At 40.3% G+C, this 21,411-nt stretch carries 15 protein-coding genes; 14 read left to right on the top strand and 1 reads right to left on the bottom strand.

Annotated features, from left to right (window positions below):
* The first annotated feature begins 382 nt into the window (after positions 1-382).
* The 10 genes from sdhC (at position 383) to sucD (ending at position 12,042) form a co-directional block, all read left to right on the top strand.
* On the top strand, positions 383-784 hold the full coding sequence (gene sdhC, locus HMPREF0013_RS21160) for a succinate dehydrogenase, cytochrome b556 subunit (protein WP_005804648.1): 402 nt from the start codon (positions 383-385) through the stop codon (positions 782-784).
* Entirely contained in the window at positions 784-1,149 is a 366-nt protein-coding gene (gene sdhD / locus HMPREF0013_RS21155) for a succinate dehydrogenase, hydrophobic membrane anchor protein (protein WP_000833672.1), read from the top strand. The genes sdhC and sdhD overlap by 1 nt, the downstream gene beginning before the upstream one ends.
* Positions 1,150-1,161: 12 nt before the next feature.
* Complete coding sequence (sdhA, locus tag HMPREF0013_RS21150; protein WP_002116225.1) at positions 1,162-2,997, top strand: succinate dehydrogenase flavoprotein subunit; 1,836 nt, start codon at positions 1,162-1,164, stop codon at positions 2,995-2,997.
* 14 nt (positions 2,998-3,011) lie between these two features.
* Positions 3,012-3,722 carry a succinate dehydrogenase iron-sulfur subunit gene (locus tag HMPREF0013_RS21145; RefSeq protein ID WP_002116292.1) on the top strand — a complete coding sequence of 237 codons (711 nt, stop codon included), beginning with the start codon at positions 3,012-3,014 and terminating at the stop codon, positions 3,720-3,722.
* A 283-nt stretch (positions 3,723-4,005) separates the two neighbouring features.
* Positions 4,006-4,134 (top strand): hypothetical protein, encoded by a 129-nt coding sequence (locus HMPREF0013_RS21140; RefSeq protein ID WP_002116082.1) that lies wholly within the window; start codon positions 4,006-4,008, stop codon positions 4,132-4,134.
* Positions 4,135-4,291: 157 nt separating this feature from the next.
* The gene (locus tag HMPREF0013_RS21135; RefSeq protein ID WP_002116442.1) at positions 4,292-7,132 is read left to right on the top strand and encodes a 2-oxoglutarate dehydrogenase E1 component; all 2,841 of its coding nucleotides are present in this window, start codon (positions 4,292-4,294) and stop codon (positions 7,130-7,132) included.
* Complete coding sequence (odhB, locus tag HMPREF0013_RS21130; protein WP_002116193.1) at positions 7,132-8,328, top strand: 2-oxoglutarate dehydrogenase complex dihydrolipoyllysine-residue succinyltransferase; 1,197 nt, start codon at positions 7,132-7,134, stop codon at positions 8,326-8,328. Before HMPREF0013_RS21135 ends, odhB begins: the two co-directional genes overlap by 1 nt.
* A 61-nt stretch (positions 8,329-8,389) precedes the next feature.
* Positions 8,390-9,823, top strand: a complete 1,434-nt coding sequence (gene lpdA / locus HMPREF0013_RS21125; protein ID WP_002116053.1) for a dihydrolipoyl dehydrogenase — start codon at positions 8,390-8,392, stop codon at positions 9,821-9,823.
* Positions 9,824-9,970: 147 nt separating this feature from the next.
* Positions 9,971-11,137, top strand: a complete 1,167-nt coding sequence (sucC, locus tag HMPREF0013_RS21120; protein WP_002116307.1) for an ADP-forming succinate--CoA ligase subunit beta — start codon at positions 9,971-9,973, stop codon at positions 11,135-11,137.
* Positions 11,138-11,151: 14 nt separating this feature from the next.
* Entirely contained in the window at positions 11,152-12,042 is an 891-nt protein-coding gene (gene sucD / locus HMPREF0013_RS21115; protein ID WP_005804645.1) for a succinate--CoA ligase subunit alpha, read from the top strand.
* 410 nt (positions 12,043-12,452) lie between these two features.
* Here sucD and trpS read toward each other — a convergent pair whose 3' ends face one another.
* Positions 12,453-13,466, bottom strand: coding sequence for a tryptophan--tRNA ligase (trpS, locus tag HMPREF0013_RS21110; RefSeq protein ID WP_002116097.1), 1,014 nt, complete (start codon positions 13,464-13,466; stop codon positions 12,453-12,455).
* A gap of 208 nt (positions 13,467-13,674) precedes the next feature.
* Here trpS and HMPREF0013_RS21105 point away from each other — a divergent pair, with 208 nt between their 5' ends.
* From HMPREF0013_RS21105 to HMPREF0013_RS24750, 4 genes are all read left to right on the top strand, one after another.
* Positions 13,675-14,604, top strand: a complete 930-nt coding sequence (locus HMPREF0013_RS21105; protein ID WP_002116309.1) for a DUF808 domain-containing protein — start codon at positions 13,675-13,677, stop codon at positions 14,602-14,604.
* Between the two features lie 27 nt (positions 14,605-14,631).
* Positions 14,632-15,531 (top strand): neutral zinc metallopeptidase, encoded by a 900-nt coding sequence (locus HMPREF0013_RS21100; protein WP_002116484.1) that lies wholly within the window; start codon positions 14,632-14,634, stop codon positions 15,529-15,531.
* Positions 15,532-15,770: 239 nt separating this feature from the next.
* The gene (locus HMPREF0013_RS21095; RefSeq protein WP_002116022.1) at positions 15,771-17,273 is read left to right on the top strand and encodes a cation:proton antiporter; all 1,503 of its coding nucleotides are present in this window, start codon (positions 15,771-15,773) and stop codon (positions 17,271-17,273) included.
* Between the two features lie 457 nt (positions 17,274-17,730).
* On the top strand, positions 17,731-21,411 hold a 3,681-nt coding region (locus tag HMPREF0013_RS24750; RefSeq protein WP_025464192.1), incomplete at its 3' end, for an Ig-like domain-containing protein.

Genomic DNA, 21,411 nt, shown 5'->3' with positions numbered 1-21,411 from the left:
TGTGGCTCACATTGAAAATAGGAGGGTATTGCGATCATTTTTCTATTGATATGAGGAATTTATAACTTCATCTTTAGTCTAAAATCGGCTTATTTAAAAGAAATTTCAGAAAAAATGAAATTAAATAAAATGTTATTTTAAACAAGGACATGATGTATGTAGGTGTAGTTTTTTTATTGACCTAATAATGTAATATTGTTTTGAATGATTCTTATTTAATGGTTTTTTGCTGAAATGGCAAAGTGGATTGTTTGTATTTTGATACTTCGCGTTTTATAATTCAGTGTCGTTTATAGGTTAGGCATGAGCTGTGCTTGCCTAACAATGCCAGCTTTCCTTGGAATTAATTCAACAAACTCCGGTCGGAGTTTCTACCTACAGGATGCCCGCTGTGAAAAGCAACAGACCTGTCAATTTGTCCATGGGTCAGGTGTTAGCGGTAAATTTACGCTCACCCGTGGCTATTGCATCAATTTTACACCGTTTATCAGGTGTCATCGTTTTCTTATTAGTACCAGTTCTCTTATGGATTCTAGATAAATCATTATCTTCACCAGAAGGATTTGACTACGTTAAAAATGTCGTTTTTGGAAATATCCTTGTACGTTTTGTTGTTTGGGTATTTGCAGCCGGCTTGATATTCCACTTTATTGCTGGAATTAAGCACTTACTTGCAGATTTAGGTTTTGCTGAAGAACTGCAAAGTGGTCGTATTGCAGCGACAATTTCATTGATCTTATCTGTGGTAGCCATTATCGCAGCCTTTGTATGGATTATGTTCTAATGAAAAGTGCTACAGGTTTAACTGGTTCAGGTTCTCGTGATTGGTTTATCCAGCGTGTAAGTGCGGTTGTATTAGCAGCTTATACTGTTGTTCTTTTTGGTTGGATTCTCTGCAAAGGTGGATTTGACTATCAACAGTGGGCTGGCTTCATGATGACATTACCAATGAAGATTTTTTCTTTATTGGCAATTTTATCGCTTATCGCACACGCATGGATTGGTATGTGGCAGGTTTTCACTGACTATGTCACTACTCGTCAAATGGGTCCTTCAGCGAAAGGTTTACGCCTTGTACTGACGACGGCTGTCATTATTGCAGTGTTTGTGTACGCAATCTGGGGTATCCAGATTTTCTGGGCGAATTGATAGGAAGATATCATGGGCGCGATAACCCCTAAAGAAGATTATTCAAATATTCAAAACCTCACTTTCGATGCAGTTATCGTTGGTGGTGGTGGTTCTGGTATGCGTGCTTCTTACCAACTTGCTCAAGCAGGTTTGAAAGTTGCAGTACTTACTAAAGTTTTCCCAACACGTTCACATACAGTTGCTGCTCAGGGCGGTATCGGTGCGTCGTTAGGTAACATGCAAGAAGATAACTGGCATTTCCACTTTTACGATACGGTAAAAGGTTCTGACTGGTTAGGTGACCAAGACGCAATTGAATTTATGTGTCGTGAAGCACCAAAAGTTGTGTATGAACTTGAACACATGGGTATGCCGTTTGACCGTAACGCTGATGGTACAATTTACCAGCGTCCGTTCGGTGGCCACTCTGCGAACTATGGTGATAAACCAGTTCCACGTGCTTGTGCTGCTGCTGACCGTACTGGTCACGCATTATTGCACACGCTTTATCAAAGCAACGTGAAAATGGGTACTCAGTTCTTCGTTGAATGGATCGCGCTTGATTTGATCCGTAACGAAGCAGGTGATGTTCTTGGTGTAACAGCGATTGACCAAGAAACTGGTAATATCGCAGTATTCCAAGCAAAAGCGACATTGTTTGCGACCGGTGGTGCTGGTCGTGTTTACCGTGCATCAACAAATGCTTATATCAACACTGGTGACGGTCTTGGTATGGCTGCTCGTGCTGGTATTCCATTACAAGATATGGAATTCTGGCAATTCCACCCTACGGGTGTTGCGGGCGCAGGCGTATTGTTAACTGAAGGTTGTCGTGGTGAAGGTGCAATCCTTCGTAACAAAGACGGCGAACCGTTCATGGAACGTTATGCACCAACTTTAAAAGACTTGGCTCCACGTGACTTCGTATCACGTTCTATGGACCAAGAAATTAAAGAAGGTCGTGGTTGTGGTCCAAAAGGTGATTATATCTTACTAGATATGACTCACTTGGGCGCTGACACAATCATGAAGCGTTTGCCATCTGTATTTGAGATTGGTAAAAAATTCGCGAACGTTGACATTACTAAAGAACCAATTCCTGTAGTACCAACAATCCATTATCAAATGGGTGGTATTCCTACAAATATGCATGGTCAAGTGTGCTTACCTGAAGCAGGTACAGACAATTACACTAAACCTGTAAAAGGTTTCTATGCAATTGGTGAATGTTCTTGTGTATCAGTACATGGTGCAAACCGTTTAGGTACTAACTCACTTCTTGACTTGGTTGTATTTGGTAAAGCTGCTGGTGAGCACATTATCGACTACGTAACTAAGCATCATGGTGATGAATATGCACCACTTCCAACAAACGTATTAGAGCAAACTTTAGATCGCGTACGTAAATTGGATGAATCAACTTCTGGCGAAAATGCACAAGAAGTTGCTGATGCGATTCGTGATATCGTTCAAGACCACGCTGGTGTATTCCGTACTCAAGCTTTGCTTGATAAAGGTGTTAAAGAGATTCTTGCTCTTGAACCACGTGTGCGCAACATTCACTTGAAAGATAAATCTAAAGTATTTAACACTGCACGTGTTGAAGCGCTTGAAGTTGAAAACTTATATGAAGTTGCAAAAGCTACATTAATTTCAGCTGCTGCGCGTAAAGAGTGTCGTGGTGCGCATACTGTAGTTGATTATGAATTGCCAGCTGATCACCCAACTTATTCATACGGTCGCCGTGATGATGAGTGGATGAAGCATACTTTATGGTATTCATCAGATAACCGTTTGGAATATAAGCCAGTGCGCTTCAAACCGTTGACTGTTGATGCAATTCCACCAGCACCACGTACATTCTAATCGGGAGTATAAAGATGAGTAGAGGTACACGTACATTCGAAATCTACCGCTATGATCCTGATAAGGATAAAGCGCCGTACATGCAAACTTTCAAGCTTGAATTGACTGATAAGCACCGTATGTTGCTTGATGCATTACTTGCTTTGAAGGTTCAAGATGAATCATTAACGTTCCGTCGTTCATGCCGTGAAGGTATTTGTGGTTCGGATGGTGTAAACATTAATGGTAAAAATGGTTTGGCTTGTTTATGGAATTTAAATGACCTGCCTGAGAAAATTGTAATTCGTCCATTACCAGGTTTGCCGGTTGTTAAAGATTTGGTTGTTGATATGAACCAATTCTATGATCAATATGACAAAATTCAGCCATTCTTGATCAATAACCAACCAGCTCCACCTAAAGAGCGTTTACAGTCTCCTGAAGAGCGTGAACACTTAAATGGTTTGTATGAATGTATTCTTTGTGCGTGTTGTTCAACTTCATGCCCATCATTCTGGTGGAACCCTGATAAATTCTTGGGTCCTTCAGCATTGTTAAATGCATATCGTTTTATCATCGACTCTCGTGATACTGCTACTGCAGACCGTTTGGCTCGTCTTGACGATCCATTCAGTTTGTTCCGTTGTAAAGGTATTATGAACTGTGTGTCAGTATGTCCTAAAGGTCTAAACCCTACTAAAGCAATCGGTCACATCCGTAACATGCTATTAGATCAAGCGGGTTAATTCTGCACAAATAGAAAACGCGCATCCTTGATGTGCGTTTTTTTTTAATTTTATAATGTAAACTTTAGACTTTGGTCGAAAAGAGCGAGGATTTTATATATTGCACCATATATTAAAAGATAAAATCGCTTATGTATTTCGCCAATTTATAGGTGGTATGTGTCAAAAAAATCAATCGTTGTTTAAGAACATGATACGATTTGCCACAAAGTTATAGGTGAAAAAAGCGTATACTAGTGAAATTAATTTAAGTAGCACGATCTTAGATCTGTGCTTAATTTTTATGGTTAAAGTCATTTTAGAAAAGTTAATTTTAAAGTTAATTTTTCTAAAAAGATTTGCAAAAAATTGCTCGGTTTTAATCGAGTATAAGGTGAGTGATGATGCCATTGAGGGCGTTGTGATTCATTAATTACCTATGGAGTTTTCTCTCTAGGTAGTATGACGCCCCATGGTCTTAGAGACCTGTTGGGTAACTAATGCCTTTTTTACCAATTTGGCATTATGCATCATGGGTGTGCTTAAAAGGCAGCCTGTAATATTTTTTGCAATAGGAAATGGGTCCACAAATGCAAGAAGTTGCTGACGCATTGCGTCTTGACACTGAACTTTCCGCTGATAGTGCAGCGTATATTGAAGAACTTTACGAGCAGTACCTGACTTCCCCAACCTCTGTAGCTGAGGACTGGCGCCAATATTTCGATAAATATCCAAAGGGTGACCAACCACACAGCACTGTGCGTGAGCAATTCCTATTACTAGGACGTAATGCTAATCGTGTTCAACCTGTTGTACAAAGTACTGTAAGTACTGAGCATGAGCGTCGTCAAATTGGCGTTTTACAACTTATTGCTGCTTATCGTAATCGCGGACATCAAAAAGCTAAATTAGATCCATTAGGTCTTGCTAAGCGTGAAGAGATTCCAGATTTAGATCTTTCAGCTCACGGTTTAACCAAATCAGATTTAGATACTGTATTCAATACTGGCAATCTTGAAATCGGCAAAAGCGAAGCAACGCTTGCTGAAATGATTGAAGCAATGGAATCAATCTATTGTGGTTCGATCGGTGTTGAATACATGCATATCGTGGACACAAAAGAAAAACGTTGGATTCAACAACGTCTTGAAAGTGCCCGTGGTAAATTCAATTACACAAATGATCAAAAGAAAGGCTTCTTAGAGCGTTTAACTGCTGCTGAAGGTCTTGAAAAATATCTTGGTAATAAATACGTCGGTGCTAAACGCTTTGGTGTTGAAGGCGGCGAATCCTTTATTCCTATGGTAAACGAGATTATTCAGCGTGCTGGTGCTGTAGGTTGTAAAGAAGTTGTTATTGGTATGCCGCACCGTGGCCGTTTAAACCTTCTTGTGAATATTATGGGTAAAAACCCTGCGGACTTATTTGGTGAGTTCGAAGGTAAATCAATTCATAAAAAAGGTTCTGGCGACGTTAAATACCACCAAGGTTTCTCAAGTAATGTAATGACTCCAGGTGGCGAAGTTCACTTGGCATTAGCATTTAACCCATCTCACTTGGAAATTGTTGGTCCTGTAGTTGAAGGTTCTGTACGTGCACGTCAAGTACGTCGTAGAGACATTGGCGGTGATGACGTTTTACCAGTTATTGTTCATGGTGATGCGGCATTTGCAGGTCAGGGCGTGAACATGGAAACCTTCCAGATGTCACAAACTCGTGGCTATACGGTTGGTGGTACAGTTCATATTATTGTGAACAACCAAGTAGGTTTCACAACTTCTGATCCTCGTGATGCACGCTCTACAGAATACTGTACAGACGTTGCTAAAATGATTCAGGCGCCAATTTTCCATGTAAATGGCGATGATCCTGAAGCTGTTATCTTTGCTACTCAATTAGCACATGATTTCCGTCACGAATTCCGTAAAGATGTTGTTATCGATTTGTTCTGTTATCGTCGTCGTGGCCATAACGAAGCAGATGAGCCATCTGGTACACAACCATTGATGTATCAAGTAATTGCGAAGAAAGCAACGACTCGTACACTTTATGCTGATCAACTTGTTCAAGAGAAAGTACTTGATCGTGCTGAAGCAGACCAAATGGTTGAAGATTACCGTTCTGATTTAGAAGCGGGTAATCATGTAGCAAATGCATTGATTCTTGAACCAAATACCAAAATGTTTGTTGATTGGACTCCATATTTGGGCCATGACTACACAGACGATTGGGATACTTCATTTGACTTAAATCGCTTAAAAGAATTAGGCGAGGGCATGAGCAAACTTCCTGAAGGGTTTGTAATGCAGCGTCAGGTTCAAAAAGTAATTGAAGACCGCGTAAAAATGCAAACTGGTGAAACTCCATTAAACTGGGGTGCAGCAGAAACTTTAGCTTATGCAACTTTATTAGATGAAGATTATCTAGTTCGTATTACTGGTGAAGATGTGGGTCGTGGTACCTTCTCACACCGTCATGCGAAATTGCATAACCAAGCTGATGGTTCAACTTACATTCCACTTTGTCATGTGAAAGAAAACCAACCACGTTTTGCGATTTATGACTCTCTTTTATCTGAAGAAGCAGTTCTTGCATTCGAATATGGTTACGCAACTACAATTCCTAAGAGCTTGATTATTTGGGAAGCACAATTTGGTGACTTCGTAAACTGTGCTCAAGTTGTGATTGACCAGTTTATTGCTTCTGGTGAGACTAAGTGGGAACGTGTTTGTGGTTTAACAATGTTGTTACCACACGGTTTCGAAGGTCAAGGCCCAGAACACTCATCAGCTCGTTTAGAACGTTTCTTACAGTTATGTGCTGAAGACAACATGCAAGTGATCACTCCAACGACACCTGCACAGATTTTCCATGCATTACGTCGTCAAGCTGTACGCCCAATTCGTAAGCCATTGATTGTAATGTCACCGAAATCTTTACTTCGTCATAAACTTGCTACTTCTACTTTAGAAGAGCTTGCGAATGGTTCATTCCAAACTGTAATTGACGAAATTGATCAAATTAACAAGTCAGATGTAACTCGTCTTGTACTTTGTGGCGGTAAAGTTTATTACGACTTACTTGAAAAACGTCGTGAACAAAACTTAACTAATGTCGCAATTGTACGTATTGAACAGTTGTATCCATATCCAGAGCAACGTCTTGCGGAAATCTTGGCTTCATATCCAAATGTGAAAGAACTCGTTTGGGCACAAGAAGAGCCGAAGAACCAAGGCGCATGGTTATTTATTGCACCGCGTTTATATGACGATATCTTAAAATCTGGCAAACAAATCCGTATCAGTTTTGCAGGTCGTGAAGCTTCTGCTGCACCAGCTTGTGGCTCACCGTACTTGCATGCAAAACAACAAGCTCAGCTAATTAATGATGCATTGGCAATCGAAGCTGAACAATCAGGAGATTCTCAATAATGGCAACCGAAATTAAAGCACCGGTATTCCCAGAGTCTGTTGCAGATGGCACCATCGCAACTTGGCATAAAAAGGTGGGTGAACCTGTATCACGTGATGAAGTAATCTGTGATATTGAAACCGACAAAGTTGTTTTAGAAGTTGTTGCTCCTGCTGATGGTAGCTTAGTTGCAATCATTAAAGATGAAGGCGATACAGTTCTTTCTGACGAAGTTATTGCTCAATTTGAAGCTGGTGCTGGTGCAGCAGCGGCTGCTCCGGCAGCAGTAGAGCAAGCAGTTGCTCACACTCAAGCTGGTGCAGCGCCTGTTGTTGAGCGTACAGAAACTGTATCTGATCAAGCTCCTGCAGTTCGTAAAGCATTAACTGAATCTGGTATTGCTGCTGCTGACGTACAAGGTACTGGTCGTGGTGGTCGTATCACTAAAGAAGATGTTGCAAACCATCAAGCTAAACCAGCTGCTAACGTTACTCCGTTAAGTGTGGCTGTTGGTGAGCGTATCGAAAAACGTGTTCCAATGACTCGTTTACGTAAGCGTGTAGCTGAGCGTCTTCTTGCTGCAACTCAAGAAACAGCAATGTTAACTACATTCAACGAAGTTAACATGAAGCCAATCATGGAATTGCGTAAGCAATATAAAGATGCTTTTGAAAAACGTCATGGCGCTCGTTTAGGCTTCATGTCATTCTTCGTTAAAGCAGCAACTGAAGCGCTTAAACGCTACCCAGCTGTAAACGCTTCAATTGATGGCGACGATATCGTTTATCACGGTTACTACGACATCGGTGTTGCAGTATCTTCTGATCGTGGTCTTGTTGTACCAGTATTACGTGATACTGATCGTATGAGCTATGCAGAAGTTGAATCTGGTATTGGTGCATATGCTGCTAAAGCACGTGATGGTAAATTATCTATCGAAGAAATGACTGGTGGTACTTTCACAATCACTAACGGTGGTACTTTCGGTTCATTACTTTCAACTCCAATTTTGAATCAGCCACAAACTGGTATCTTGGGTATGCACAAAATCCAAGAGCGTCCTATGGCTGTAAATGGTCAAGTTGAAATCTTGCCAATGATGTATTTAGCACTTTCTTATGACCACCGTATGATCGATGGTAAAGAAGCTGTTGGTTTCTTGGTAGCAATCAAAGAATTGTTAGAAGAGCCAGCTAAACTCATCCTTGATCTTTAATTTCTTCGAATAATATTACCGAGGTAGAGTGATCCTCTATCTCGGACCATGGAGATAAACAATGTCTCAACAATTTGATCTTGTTGTTATTGGCGGTGGTCCTGGTGGTTATGAAGCTGCAATTCGCGCTGCTCAACTAGGTTTTAAAGTCGCTTGTATCGAAAAACGTATTCACAACGGTAAGCCATCTTTAGGTGGTACATGCTTAAACGTAGGTTGTATTCCTTCTAAAGCATTACTTGACTCTTCTCACCGTTACGAAGATACAGTACATCACTTAGCTGATCACGGTATCACTACAGGTGAAGTGAATTTTGATCTTGCTAAGCTTCTTGCTCGTAAAGACAAAATTGTTGACCAATTAACTGGTGGTATCGATCAATTGCTTAAAGGCAATGGCATTGAATGGTTAAAAGGTACTGGTAAATTACTTGCTGGTAAAAAAGTTGAGTTCGTTTCTCATGAAGGCGAAACTCAAGTTTTAGAACCTAAATACGTTATTCTTGCGTCTGGTTCTGTGCCTGTAAATATTCCAGTAGCTCCTGTAGATCAAGATATTATTGTTGATTCAACTGGTGCATTGAACTTCCCAGAAGTACCTAAGCGTTTAGGTGTAATTGGTGCAGGTGTAATCGGTTTAGAGCTTGGTTCTGTTTGGCGTCGTCTTGGTGCTGAAGTTGTTGTTTTTGAAGCAATGGATGCATTCTTACCAATGGCTGATAAAGCTTTGGCAAAAGACTACCAAAAACTTTTAACTAAGCAAGGTCTTGATATTCGTATCGGTGCTAAAGTTTCTGGTACTGAAATTAATGGTCGTGAAGTGACTGTTAAATACACTCAAGGCGGCGAAGAAAAAACTCAGACTTTTGACAAATTAATCGTTTGTGTAGGCCGTAAAGCTTATGCAGAAGGTTTATTGGCAGATGATTCAGGCATTAAATTAACTGAACGTGGTTTAGTTGAAGTAAATGATCACTGTGCAACTTCTGTAGAAGGTGTATATGCGATTGGTGACTTGGTTCGTGGTCCAATGCTTGCTCATAAAGCAATGGAAGAAGGTGTAATGGCTGTTGAACGTATTCACGGTCATGCAGCTCAAGTGAACTATGACACAATCATTTCTGTTATCTATACACATCCGGAAGCGGCATGGGTTGGTTTAACTGAAGAACAAGCTAAAGAAAAAGGTCATGAAGTTAAAACTGGTCAATTCGGTTTTGCTGTAAATGGTCGTGCTTTAGCGGCGGGTGAAGGTGCTGGTTTTGTTAAGTTTGTTGCTGATGCAAAAACTGACCGTTTATTAGGTATGCATGTTATTGGACCTGCAGCATCTGATATCGTACACCAAGGTATGATTGCTCTTGAATTTGTATCTTCTGTTGAAGATCTTCAGTTAATGACATTTGGTCATCCAACATTCTCTGAAGTTGTTCATGAAGCTGCACTTGCTGTAGATGGTCGTGCAATTCACGCGATTCAACGTAAGCGTAAATAAAATAAAGAGCGGTTCTCCGCTCTTTTTCACATTCGATGGTGTGATTAAAAAAGCATCAAGGTGAAAGACGTAGACAGCAATTTGCATAAGTAACATGAGAATGTTGCGCAAATTGAAGACAACAAACAAAGTTAAGTAGGTAACTAAATGAACTTACATGAGTATCAAGCTAAAGCGTTATTGAAAGAATATGGTATGCCAGTACAAGAAGGTATCTTGGCTACCAATGCAGACGAAGCAGTTGCTGCATTTGAACAGCTTGGTGGTAAATTCGCGGTAATGAAAGCGCAAGTTCATGCTGGTGGTCGTGGTAAGGCTGGTGGCGTTAAAGTTGCAAAATCTAAAGAAGACGTTATCGAATTTGCAAATAATATCATTGGTACTCGTCTTGTAACGTATCAAACAGATGCAAATGGTCAACCAGTAAACAGCATTATTGTTGCTGAAGACGTATACCCAGTTGAGCGTGAGCTTTACTTGGGCGCGGTTGTAGATCGTTCTAGCCGTCGTATTACTTTCATGGCTTCTACAGAAGGTGGTGTAGAAATCGAGAAAGTTGCGGAAGAAACTCCAGAAAAAATTATCAAAGTTGAAGTTGATCCATTAGTTGGCTTACAACCATTCCAAGCACGTGAAGTTGCGTTTGCTTTAGGTTTGAAAGACAAGCAAATTAATCAATTTGTAAAAATCATGACAGCTGCTTACCAAGCATTTGTTGAAAATGACTTTGCATTATTTGAAATTAACCCACTTTCAGTTCGTGAAAATGGCGAAATTTTATGTGTTGATGCGAAAGTAGGTATCGACTCTAACGCGCTTTACCGTTTACCTAAAGTTGCTGCTTTACGTGACAAATCTCAAGAGAATGAGCGTGAATTAAAAGCATCTGAATTTGATCTTAACTATGTTGCTTTAGAAGGTAACATCGGTTGTATGGTTAACGGTGCTGGTCTTGCAATGGCAACTATGGACATCATTAAACTTTATGGTGGTCAGCCTGCAAACTTCCTTGACGTTGGTGGCGGTGCAACTAAAGAGCGCGTAATCGAAGCGTTCAAAATCATCCTTGCTGATACATCTGTACAAGGTGTTTTAATCAACATCTTCGGTGGTATCGTACGTTGTGACATGATTGCTGAAGCAATTATTGCAGCGGTTCAAGAAGTAAACGTAACTGTTCCAGTTGTTGTTCGTTTAGAAGGTAACAACGCTGAGTTAGGTGCTAAATTACTTGATGAATCTGGTTTGAAATTAATTTCTGCAAACGGCTTGTCTGATGCCGCAGAAAAAGTTGTAGCTGCAGTTAAAGCGTAAGGGGAGTATCAATCATGAGCGTATTAATTAATAAAGACACTAAAGTATTGGTACAAGGTTTTACTGGTAAAAACGGTACTTTCCACTCTGCACAAGCTTTAGACTACGGTACAAAAGTTGTTGGTGGTGTTACTCCAGGTAAAGGCGGTACTACTCACCTTGACCTACCAGTATTCAACACAATGAAAGAAGCTGTAGGTGAAACAAATGCAGATGCATCTGTAATCTATGTACCAGCTCCATTCGTTTTAGACTCAATCGTTGAAGCGGTTGATTCAGGTGTTGGCCTAATCGTTGTGATCACTGAAGGTGTTCCAACAATCGACATGCTTAAAGCAAAACGCTACTTAGAAACTAACGGTAACGGTACTCGTTTAGTTGGTCCTAACTGTCCAGGCGTGATCACTCCGGGTGAATGTAAGATTGGTATTATGCCTGGTCATATTCACCAACCAGGTCGTATTGGTATCATCTCGCGTTCAGGTACATTGACTTATGAAGCTGTTGCTCAAACAACTAAGCTTGGTTTAGGTCAGTCTACTTGTATCGGTATCGGTGGTGACCCAATCCCAGGTATGAACCAAATCGAAGCGCTTCAATTGTTCCAAGATGATCCAGATACTGATGCAATCATCATGATCGGTGAGATCGGTGGTACAGCGGAAGAAGAAGCTGCTGAATTCATCAAATCTAACGTGACTAAGCCTGTAGTAGGTTACATTGCTGGTGTAACTGCTCCTAAAGGTAAGCGTATGGGTCACGCTGGTGCGATTATTTCTGGTGGTCAAGGTACTGCTGAAGAGAAATTCGCTGCATTTGAAAAAGCAGGTATGGCTTACACTCGTAGCCCAGCTGAGCTTGGTTCAACTATGTTGCAAGTTTTAAAAGAGAAAGGTTTAGCTTAATCGCTTTACGCTGAATCTTAAAAAGCACCGCATCTGAAAAATGATGCGGTGTTTTTTTATTTATTAAAGAAAAATAAGAGTTTTTATAAGTATAGCTAATTCATAAATAAAATTTTTAGGCAAAAAAATACGCAATGATTGGGGTGATCATTGCGTAGAACAACGAATCTGTAAAAACAGTTTCGGTTTAAGGAGAAATGTCGTGAGGCTCATATGATGTAACCTACATAGAGGATAATAGATAAAGTTAAGATATTCTTCATCGCTATTAGCGTTAATAAGTGTTACTTCACGTTAATAGGGTAAAAGCCTGTGAATGGCTATCAATACATTAGTAATTCTAAAAAATGAATATTATTGAATCTAATAAATAAAAAAAGCCCCGAAGGGCTTTTAATTTCTAACGAGAATTAAAATTTAAATAAACCTAAACCATCTTTAACTTCGTCTAAAGTCTGTTGAGTAATAAGACGGCACTTATCTGTACCTTGACGTAAAACATCCATAATATAGTCAGGATCTTTAGCAAGTTCTTCGCGACGTTCACGAATAGGTGTAATTAACTCTTTTAAGACACCTTCAAGACGTTTTTTAACTGTACCGTCACCAAGACCACCGCGACGATAGTGAGCTTTTAACTCTTCAACTTCTTCTTTATTTGGATCAAATGCATCTAAATAAGTAAATACAATATTGCCTTCAACTTGACCTGGATCTTCAATACGAAGGTGATTTGGATCGGTGTACATCGCATTAACAGCTTTTTTAATGTCTTTATCAGAAGCATTTAAAACGATGGTATTGCCTAATGATTTAGACATTTTCGCTTTACCATCAAAACCAGGTAGACGTGCCATATTAGAAAGCAAAGCTTTACATTCAGGCAAAAGATCTTGACCGATTTGGCGATTTACTCGACGTACAATTTCATTGGTTTGTTCAATCATTGGAATCTGATCTTCACCAACTGGAACCACAGTTGCTTTGAAAGCAGTAATATCAGCCGCTTGTGCAACAGGGTAGCAGAGGAAACCAGCTGGAATGTCACGCTCGAAACCACGCATTTGAATTTCAGATTTAATGGTCGGGTTACGTTCTAAACGCGCAACTGTCACAAAGTTAAGATAGAGCATTGTGAGTTCATTGAGTGCTGGCAAGCAAGACTGAACACAAATGGTAGTTTTTGTTGGATCAATGCCTACAGCTAAATAATCTAGAGCAACTTCTAGAATATTACGACGAACTTTATCTGGATTATCTGCATTATCTGTTAATGCTTGTGCATCTGCTAATAAGAGATGTTGATGATGGCTATCCTGTAAACCTACACGAGAACGCAAAGAACCGACAAAATGCCCAAGATGAAGTTGTCCGGTTGGGCGGTCGCCTGTCAAAATAATTGGACGCTGATCAACATTACTCATTATTTATTCCACTATCGTATTGGCTTAATCAGGGGTAGTAAGCCCTGTAATATAAAAGATTGGCATTATTGTACGGGAAATAAATTTTTTTCGTCAGCGATTGGGGAAACTTTTCTTAAAATAATATTGTGAATTTATTCAGTAAAATTACAGAAATTCAAAAAAATCATCTTACAATAGCCTTAATAAATACAAACTTGGATAAGAAATGGCGAGTGGCTTACTTTTATTACTAGATGATATAGCAACAATTTTAGATGATGTTGCTTTAATGAGCAAAATGGCAGCCAAGAAAACTGCCGGAGTTTTAGGTGACGATTTGGCCTTAAATGCTCAGCAAGTAACAGGTGTGCGCGCAGATCGCGAACTACCTATTGTTTGGAAAGTGGCTAAAGGCTCATTTGTTAATAAGCTTATTTTAGTTCCTTTAGCATTGTTAATTAGTGTGATTGCACCTTGGCTTATTAACCCGCTATTAATGCTCGGGGGGTTATTTTTATGTTATGAGGGAGTAGAGAAAGTTCTTCATACCATTATGCATAAAAAAGCTTCTACATCAGAGGAAGCAAAAGCAGAGCTTGAAACTGAAGAATTAGACTTAGCAACTTTTGAAAAAGAAAAAATAAAAGGAGCAGTAAGAACTGACTTTATTTTATCGGCTGAGATCGTGGTGATTACGCTTGGTACAGTTGCTACAGCTACTTTAATGACAAAGTTAAGCGTTTTAAGTGTTATTGCTGTTGTGATGACGATTGGCGTTTATGGCCTAGTTGGTATGATTGTTAAGATTGATGATTTGGGATTATATTTAACAGAACAGTCGACCTCATTTAAACAAACTATAGGTCGAGGCCTATTAGCTTTTGCTCCTATTTTGATGAAATTACTTTCAATCGTGGGCACTATTGCAATGTTTTTAGTGGGTGGCGGGATTATTAATCATACGATTCCATTGCTTCATCACTTAACTGAAGACACAGTGGATCATGTGGAAACAATACCAGCAGTGGGTAACATCATTGGTGCTTTAACACCAACATTGATTAACTTTGGAATAGGACTTGTTGCAGGTGCAATTGTTCTATTAATTGTGAGCTTAATACAAAAAATGTGGCCTAAAAAAGCATCGGGTTCATGATGCCATTCTAAAAAGAAGAGGGAAATTATGCGCTGGAAAGGTCGACGAATTAGTAGCAATGTTGAGGACCGTCGAGGTGGTGGCGGTGTTAGAGCAGGCGGTATCAGTATTATTGGTTTGGTTGTTGCATTTGTTGCGTGGAAGTTCTTTGGTGTTGACCCACAGCAGGCTTATCAAGCAACGCAGCAAGTTACTGCTTCACAACAATCAAATGCAACTGCGCCAGAAAGTTTAACGGCCGAGCAAAAGGAAGCCTCGGATTTTGTTGGAACGGTTTTGGCTGATACAGAAGATACTTGGACCCCCATATTTAAACAGTTAGGTAAAAGCTATACGCCACCAACATTAGTATTGTTTAGTGGAATGGTTCAGTCAGGATGTGGTACTGCTCAATCTGCAATGGGGCCATTTTATTGTCCTGCAGACCAAAAGGTTTATATCGATACAGAATTCTTTAAAGATATGCGTCAGCAAATGGGAATTTCTGGTGAGCAGAACCAAACTGAACTTTCTAGAGAAGATCAAGCTGGGGATTTTGCACAAGCTTATGTGGTTGCACATGAAGTAGGGCACCATGTTCAAACCTTGCTGGGTATTTCGTCACAAGTACAGCAAGCCCGTGCACAAGTCAGCCAAAGAGAAGGTAACCAATTATCTGTTCGTCAAGAATTACAAGCTGACTGTTTAGCGGGTATTTGGGCGAGCCATAATCAACAGCGAACTCAATTTTTAGAGCAAGGTGACATTGAAGAAGCGATGGATGCTGCTCAAAAAATTGGAGATGATTATTTACAGAAGCGCTCTACGGGGCAGGTCGTTCCAGACAGCTTTACTCATGGTAGTAGTGAACAGCGAATGCATTGGTTTCAGGTTGGTTTAAAAACTGGTGATATTAATCAATGTGATACTTTTAATAATCCAGTTTAAAATTTTATAGGATGAGTCTTGTTAAACATAATTTAATAAGCTCATCTTTTTTTCAGATCATAACTATAAATAATGTTAAGAAATTTAACAGATTGATAGATTGTTCAATCAATTCGTTAAACTTGCATCCGAATTTTCATTTTTTATGATCATGGCATTATTAATGCCTGCATTTTGTTTAGTTTGGTCGACCTAGCAAAATTTTCTTATTTGGTCGTTGACCCAGAAGAAGGGTATTCATGGGTAATTTTTTTCTATTACAAGCGTTTACAGTGGTTTTTGCATTATCAATAGCAACCACGATCTTTAATAAGCGTATTTTAGGCTTTCCGCAGGCGATTGGTGTTCCTCTGGTCTCAGCAATTTTTGTCTTTATTCTACAGTGGGGTGCCAGCCTACTAAATGGTAACCAGTTTATTACCATTAACATTCATAATATTGAGGAAGCTGTACGCCATATCGATTTTTATGATTTTTTAATTAATGGTGTTATTTGCTTTATTCTAACTTCTTCTGCACTCAAATTTAAAATTTCAGATCTAAAAAGTTATTGGAAACAAATTAGTATTTTGGCAACAATTGCCTTAGTGCTTTGCGCCGTATTATTTGGCAGTTTACTCTACGGATTCCAATTACTGGTTGGATATCATGTGCCAATTCTGGTGCTGTTACTTTTAGGTGCAGCTTTAGGGGCAACAGACCCAATTGGTATTAAAGGTGTGCTTAGTTCGATTCGCGCACCTCATCATTTAATTGTTAAGCTAGAAGGTGAATCATTATTTAATGATGCAATGTGTATTGCATTGTTTATGACTTTGCTTAATGTTTTGCAAGGTGAACATTTCTCATTAGTGGCAACATTAGAAGCTCTACTTTATGAAATTGTTGTCGCCGTCGGCATTGGTTGGGCATTTGGGGTAGGGGTGTTGCGTCTATTACGTGGTAAACACGAAATGGAGTCCCTAATTTTAACAACAGCTTTACTTGCAAGTGGAGCATATTTGGTTGCTTTGTTTGCACATGCATCAGCACCGATTGCTTGTGTAATTGGCGGTTTAATTGTTGGAAACAAATGGAAGGAAATACGAGAAGAGCGAGAGATTCAAGAAGTTAATCATTTTTGGCATACAGTAGAAGGAATCATTAACTCATTCTTATTTACTTTAATTGGCTTAGAGTTATTTATTCTTGATCTAAACTTTAGCCTGATTTTAGGCGGTATTGTTGCGTTCTTTATTCTTCATATTTCTCGTTTTGCTGCCAACTTTATGGCTTTCGCTTTTTTTCCCACAATGCGTAGAACTAAAAGCTACAACGGTAGTTTGACTATTTTATCTTGGGGTGGGGTACGAGGAGGAATTTCACTTGCATTGATTTTGGCAGTAGCCAATATCCCTGCCTTAAGTCCCTATAGTAGTATCCTGATTGGATATACATTTATTAGTGTATTGTTATCAGGTATTGTGTGCGGCCTAGGTTTACCAGCTGTGATGAATGCTTTTTATTACAACCCCAACGAAGAAACTGAAGGCTTAAAAGGCTTCTATCAAAGGTTGTGCCATAAGATGAACCGAAGAGGTTTTCAGTATATTGTGGGGGAGGATGCGCTGGGTAGAGAAACAATCACCGTTTATAATCCAGATATTCTTGTAGACCAAAAAACTGAGGATGGAATTGCGACAATGCATGACCCGAATAAGTTACAAGAAGTAAAAAGATTTGAGAGTCCAGATAATTTCTAAATATAAATATTTTTAAAATTTATAAGATATTTAAAAATGAGGTTTTAGTGTAATAGTAAAATATTACCTAAAGCCTTTTTTTTCTATATATATCATTAATAATATATTTTATTTTATTAAGATATTAATAATTGTTATATGAATATTTTAATTAAATGATTTTTCAACAAATGGTAAATAGAAAAACAATAAATTTGTTTTATATATAAAACGTTTAACGTGATTTTTCATTAAATTAACATAAGAAAAACTTAACTAAAACTTATATATAATTTCTATTAATTAAAATTTTTTCTTTAGGTACTTTAGTATTTGTTTTTTTTATTTTAAAGTGTTTAATGTAAAAATGATCACATTACTTAATGTTTTTAAGTTGTAGGTCAAAAACTTAGAAAGATTAAGTAAAAAGAATTATACATAAAATCATTTAAATCAATAATATAAAAGGAATACAGATATGCCTGAAATACAAATTATTGCCAAGGATAGTCACGATACCTTGTCAACAATCAAGGGAACTTCTGCAAAGCTTTCAGAAGCGTCGGTCGTATTGGTAAAAGTGGCTGCCAGTGATGTATTGGTAGTGAATAGGGAGGGTACCAATGCAGTCATTCGCCTGAAAAATGGCGAGACTATTGTTATTGAAGGCTTCTTTAGTGGAACAGCTGAGCCTAAAGATAACAGTCTTGTTTTTCAAGATGAAAATGGACAGTTGATTTGGGCAAAATTCAAAGATGCTGAAAATGATGCGGACGCCGATGCTGATGCGGACGCTGATGCAGACAGTGATGTTGAACCACAAGCTCTGGTAGCTGAGGATTTACCTGCTGCTTTACCAGCAGAAGCACCACAAGAGTTGGTATCTGATGTTATTTACCAACCTATTTCTTCAATTGAACCATTACTTTATCACGATGCGGGTGTAAACCCATGGTTGTGGGCAGCTATTCCTTTAGTTGCGGGCGGTATTATCGCTGCAGCATCGAATAGTGATAATGATGATGACTCAACACCTGCTGACACCACTCCACCAAATACAGATGGAGTCACTTTCTCTGTTGATCCTGTTACTTCAGATAACGTAATTAATGCATCAGAAGCAGCAGGTAATGTCACGATTACTGGTGTTCTGAAAAACATTCCAGCAGATGCGGCCAATACGGCCGTTACAGTTGTTATTAATGGGGTAACTTATAATGCAACTGTAGACAAAACAGCGGGTACATGGACAGTAAGTGTGCCTGGTAGTGGTTTAACAGCTGATGCAGATAAAACCATTGATGCGACTGTAACGTTTACAGATGCGGCAGGTAATAGCAGTACTGTTAAAGATACACAAACTTATACGATTGATACGACTGCACCGAATGCACCAGTGATTGACCCGGTTAACAGGACAGACCCGATCACAGGTACAGCAGAACCTGGTTCAACAGTAACTGTGACTTATCCGGACGGTAGTACGGCAAGTGTTGTAGCAGGACCGGATGGTACTTGGACTGTACCAAACCCTGGTTTGAATAATGGTGATGAAGTTACAGCTGTAGCAACAGACCCTGCTGGCAATACATCAGGACCAGGAACAGCTATTGTTGATGCAGTTGGTCCAAATACGGATGGTGTTAACTTTGCTGTTGATTCGGTAACAGCTGATAATGTGGTTAATGCATCAGAAGCGGCTGGCAATGTCACGATTACAGGTGTATTGAAAAACGTTCCTTCAGATGCGGCTACTACAGCCGTTACAGTTGTTATTAATGGGGTAACTTATACTGCAACTGTAGACAATGCAGCAGGTACATGGACAGTAAGTGTACCAGGTAGCGGTTTGGTTGCTGATGCTGATAAAACGATTGATGCTAAAGTAACCTTCACTGATGCAGCAGGTAATAGCAGCACAGTTAACGATACACAAACTTATACACTGGATACAGCTGCTCCTTCAGCGCCAGTGATTGACCCTGTTAACGGGACAGACCCGATTACAGGTACTGCAGAACCTGGTTCAACCGTAACAGTAACCTATCCTAATGGTGACACAGCAACAGTTGTAGCAGGACCGGATGGTACTTGGACTGTGCCGAACCCAGGCTTGAATGATGGTGATAAAGTTGAGGCAATTGCTACAGATCCAGCAGGCAACCCATCTTTACCAGGTACAGCTACTGTTGATGCAGTTGCACCAGCAGTTGTTATAACTGATCTATTAACGAATGACAGTACACCTGCGTTAACTGGTACAGTGAACGATCCGACAGCAACTGTAGTGGTGACTGTTGATGGCGTTGACTATCCGGCAGTGAACAATGGTGACGGCACCTGGACGCTTGCAGACAATACACTTCCTGCGTTAACTGATGGTCCACACACCATTACCGTGACTGCAACAGATGCAGCAGGTAACGTAGGTACAGATACGGGTGTTGTGACAGTTGATACAGCTGCTCCTTCAGTGCCAGTGATCGACCCAGTTAACGGGACAGACCCGATTACAGGTACAGCAGAACCTGGTTCAACAGTGACTGTGACATATCCGGACGGTAGTACAGCAAGTGTTGTAGCAGGACCGGATGGTACTTGGACTGTGCCAAACCCAGGCTTAAATGATGGTGATACGGTAACAGCAGTAACAGAAGATCCGGCAGGCAATACATCAGGCCCAGCAACAGCTGTGGTTGATGCGGTTGCGCCGACAGTAGCGCTTAACGATGTATTGACCAATGACAGTACACCTGAGTTAACCGGTACAGTGAACGATCCAACAGCCACTGTGGTTGTCAATGTGGATGGCACTGACTATCCGGCAGTGAATAATGGTGACGGCACCTGGACGCTTGCAGACAATACACTTCCTGCGTTAACTGATGGTCCACACACCATTACCGTAACTGCAACAGATGCAGCAGGCAATGCGGGTACCGATACAGGGGTTGTAACAGTTGATACAGCTGCACCGAATACAGGGTCAGTAAATTTTGCGATTGATTCAGTAACAGCTGACAATGTGATTAATGCGTCAGAAGCGTCAGGCAACGTTACTGTTACAGGTGTATTGAAAAACGTTCCGGCAGATGCAGCAAATACAGTGGTCACTGTTGTGATTAATGGCCAGACGTATACTGCGACTGTAGATAGCACAGCAGGCACATGGACAGTAAGTGTGCCGGGTAGTGGTTTGGTTGCGGATGCAGATAAAACAATTGATGCCAAAGTAACGTTTACAGATGCAGCAGGTAATAGCAGCAGTGTTAACGATACACAAACATATACAATCGATACCACTGCACCTGATGCTCCAGTAATTAACCCGGTTAACGGGACAGACCCAATTACAGGTACAGCAGAACCTGGTTCAACAGTGACTGTGACTTATCCTGACGGCAGTACAGCAAGTGTTGTAGCAGGACCAGACGGTACGTGGACTGTGCCAAACCCTGGCCTGAATGATGGCGATGAAGTTGAAGCGATTGCTACAGATCCAGCAGGTAACCCATCATTACCAGGCACAGCTATTGTCGATGCAGTTGGCCCAAATACCGATGGTGTCAACTTCGCAGTTGATTCAGTAACAGCTGACAATGTAATTAATGCATCAGAAGCAGCGGGTAATGTCACGATTACTGGTGTTCTGACAAACGTTCCTTCAGATGCGGCTACTACAGCCGTTACAGTTGTTATTAATGGGGTAACTTATAATGCAACTGTAGACAGTGCAGCAGGTACATGGACAGTAAGTGTGCCTGGTAGCGGTTTAACAGCGGATGCAGATAAAATAATTGATGCCAAAGTAACCTTCACTGATGCAGTAGGTAATAGCAGCACTGTTAATGATACACAAACTTATACAATTGATACCACCGCACCAAATGCACCTGTACTTGATCCAATCAATGCAACTGACCCAGTGAGCGGTACAGCAGAAGCTGGTTCTACAGTGACTGTGACATATCCTGATGGCACCACTGCAACAGTCGTGGCAGGCACAGACGGAACATGGTCAGTACCAAACCCGGGCAATCTGGTGGATGGCGATACAGTGACTGCAACAGCGACTGACCCTGCAGGCAATACTTCATTGCCAGGTACAGGCACAGTCTCTGCCGACATCACACCGCCGGTGGTTGCACTTGATGATGTG

The organism is Acinetobacter sp. SH024, from assembly GCF_000163635.1.
Taxonomy (GTDB): Bacteria; Pseudomonadota; Gammaproteobacteria; order Pseudomonadales; family Moraxellaceae; genus Acinetobacter; species Acinetobacter pittii.
The sequence above is the reverse complement of the archived record's forward strand: the minus strand, read 5'-3'. Positions and strand labels throughout refer to the sequence as shown.